Genomic DNA, 2,657 nt, shown 5'->3' on the forward strand with positions numbered 1-2,657 from the left:
GTCAGCCCCGGGCCGGCCGGCGGTCCGCGTTGCGGGCGGGCGCGACGGTGCCGGACTCGCGGCCACCGCCCCGGTTCCCGGCGCGGTCCTCGTGGCCGCCGCGGTCCGCGTTCCCGTCCTCGTCCGGCGTCTCCGTGTCGGGGCGGATGTCGATGCGCCAGCCGGTGAGGCGGGCGGCGAGGCGGGCGTTCTGGCCCTCCTTGCCGATCGCCAGCGAGAGCTGGTAGTCGGGCACCGTGACGCGCGCGGAACGCGTCGCGAGGTCGACGACCTCGACGTGGCTGACGCGCGCCGGGGAGAGCGCGTGGGCGACGAGGTCGGCCGGGTTGTCCGACCAGTCGACGATGTCGATCTTCTCGCCGTTCAGCTCGGCCATGACGTTGCGCACCCGGCCGCCCATGGGGCCGATGCACGCGCCCTTGGCGTTGAGCCCGGAGCGGTTCGAGCGGACCGCGATCTTGGTCCGGTGCCCGGCCTCGCGCGCGATGGCGGCGATCTCGACGGACCCGTCGGCGATCTCGGGGACCTCCAGGGCGAAGAGCTTCTTCACGAGGTTCGGGTGGGTGCGCGACAGGGTGACCGAGGGACCGCGCATGCCCTTCGCGACGCGTACGACGTACGAACGCAGCCGCAGCCCGTGCGTGTACTCCTCGCCGGGGACCTGCTCCTGCACCGGCAGGATGGCCTCCAGCTTGCCGATGTCCACGAGGACGTTCTTCGGGTCGCGGCCCTGCTGGACGACGCCGGTCACGATGTCGCCCTCGCGCCCGGCGTACTCGCCGAGCGTCGCGTCGTCCTGCGCGTCGCGCAGCCGCTGGAGGATGACCTGCTTGGCCGTCGTCGCGGCGATGCGGCCGAAGTCGGAAGGCGTGTCGTCGAACTCGCGCGGCCGGGCATCCTCGCCGAGATCGGCGAGATCCGCCTCCTCCTCCTTCACCCACACCGTCACGTGGCCGGTCTCGCGGTCGAGGTGGACGCGCGCGCGGCGGTGGCTGTGCTCCGTGCGGTGGTACGCGATGAGGAGCGCCGACTCGATCGCCTCGACCAAACGGTCGAAGGAGATCTCCTTCTCCCGGACCAGACCCCGCAGGGCACTCATGTCGATATCCACGGCTACGCCTCCTTCGGCTTCGGTGCCTGCTCGGCCTCGGCCTGCTCGGCGTGCTGAGGAGCGGCCTCGGCCGTCCTCTCCTTGCGGTTGAACTCGATCTCCACGCGCGCCTTGGAGATCTCGGGGAATTCCAGCCTGCGGCTGGTCGGCTTGCGGCCCTTGACGCCGGGGACCTCCAGGTCGAGACCCGCGTCGTCCGCCTTCAGCAGCCGGGCCACGAGCTCGCCGCCCTCGGCGAGCTGGAAGCGCACGAGGCGGCCGGTGGCGCGCACGTAGTGGCGGTGGGCGGTGAGGGGACGGTCGGCACCGGGCGAGGTGACCTCCAGGACGTACTCGTTCTCGCCCATGGCGTCGGTGTCGTCCAGCACGGTGGAGATCTCGCGGCTCAGCTCGGCGCACGTGTCCAGCGAGACCCCGGAGTCCCCGTCCACGACGATCTGCAGCACTCTGCGCCGGCCGGCCGGAGTCACGGTGATCTCTTCGAGATCGAGGTCCCTGGCGGTGACGAGGGACTCCAGGAGTTCCCGCAGCCTCTCGCTCTGGGTGGTGCTCATCCGGGTGACTCCTCGGCCGCGTGTGCTGTTGTGATGCGTCATGTCTCAGGTCAAAGGGTATCCGCTCGCGACGCGGAGTGGCGCCACTCGACCGGGTGTATCCCGGTACGGCATCGGGGCGACGTCGTGCGGCACGTCGCGTACGGCGGCATCGCCGCGTCATGACGCGGCGTCGGCGCGACGTCGGCGCCCCGTGCCGCCTTCCGGTGGACGAACGGTGCGTACGAGCGGCCCGTCCCTCTGTACGAGGCGCGGACGCGGGTACGGTGATCACCGCAGTGCCAGCACACTCCTGAGCGGGCGGTACGTCGCCCACGACGCGACGCCGCGTCGTGGGCGTGACGCGACACACACGTCGCGTGGCGCGGGGCCGAGGCGTGGCTCGCGGCGCAGACGTCGCGGCGTCGCGGGGCGTACGTCGCAGCGCGGGGCGGGGCGACCGTGCGGTGCGACGTGTACGTCGCGGCGCGGACGCGTCGCGCCGGGCCGTACGTCGCGTCGGGTCCTACGTGCGCGTTCCGGAGGTGTGACGGCACTCGCACCGCACCGCCGCTCTCGCTCCGTCCGTCGTCGCCCGCCCGTCGTCGCCCGTCCGCCGTCCTCGCCGCCTTCGTACGTCACCGCCCCGGACCGCATCGCGCGCCGCGTCCCCACGCGACGTGGCGTCGTCGGCGCGGGTGGCGACGCGACGTGCGCGCGACGTCGGCACCGAATCCGCCGAGGAAGTACGCCGTGCCGCCACTGCCCGCCCCGGGTCCGCTGTCCCTCCCCCGCCCTTCGCGCCGTCTGCTGCTCGCCTCGGGTACGGCGCTCGCGGGCGCGGCCCTGCTGACCGGCTGCTCGGACGACTCCGACGCCGCCGCGTCGCGACGTCGCGCCAAGGCTGAGGCCACCGCCGCGCAGAGGCTGAGCCGCGCGGCGGCGCGCGACAGTGCCGAGCTGACGGCGCGTTACGACGCGACGCTCGCGGCACACCCCGGACTCGACGCGAC

General features: G+C 73.2%; 2 protein-coding genes and 1 pseudogene. 1 reads left to right on the top strand and 2 read right to left on the bottom strand.

All coding sequences use genetic code 11. The features are described 5' to 3' along the window. Position 1: 1 nt before the first annotated feature. The gene (gene nusA, locus G3I42_RS04075; protein WP_164282469.1) at positions 2 to 1,111 is read right to left on the bottom strand and encodes a transcription termination factor NusA; all 1,110 of its coding nucleotides are present in this window, start codon (positions 1,109 to 1,111) and stop codon (positions 2 to 4) included. Positions 1,112 to 1,113: 2 nt separating this feature from the next. After that, positions 1,114 to 1,665 carry a ribosome maturation factor RimP gene (gene rimP / locus G3I42_RS04080; RefSeq protein WP_164282470.1) on the bottom strand — a complete coding sequence of 184 codons (552 nt, stop codon included), beginning with the start codon at positions 1,663 to 1,665 and terminating at the stop codon, positions 1,114 to 1,116. Between the two features lie 732 nt (positions 1,666 to 2,397). Between rimP and G3I42_RS04085 the strand changes: the two are divergent. Then, positions 2,398 to 2,657 (top strand): annotated as a pseudogene (locus G3I42_RS04085) (hypothetical protein); the annotation flags it as partial.

Source organism: Streptomyces sp. SID11385 (assembly GCF_010548245.1).
Taxonomy (GTDB): Bacteria; Actinomycetota; Actinomycetes; order Streptomycetales; family Streptomycetaceae; genus Streptomyces.

Excerpts from the sequence above, each read along its gene's own strand:
- rimP (WP_164282470.1), bottom strand. The coding sequence starts at position 1,665 with ATGAGCACCACCCAGAGCGAGAGGCTGCGGGAACTCCTGGAGTCCCTC.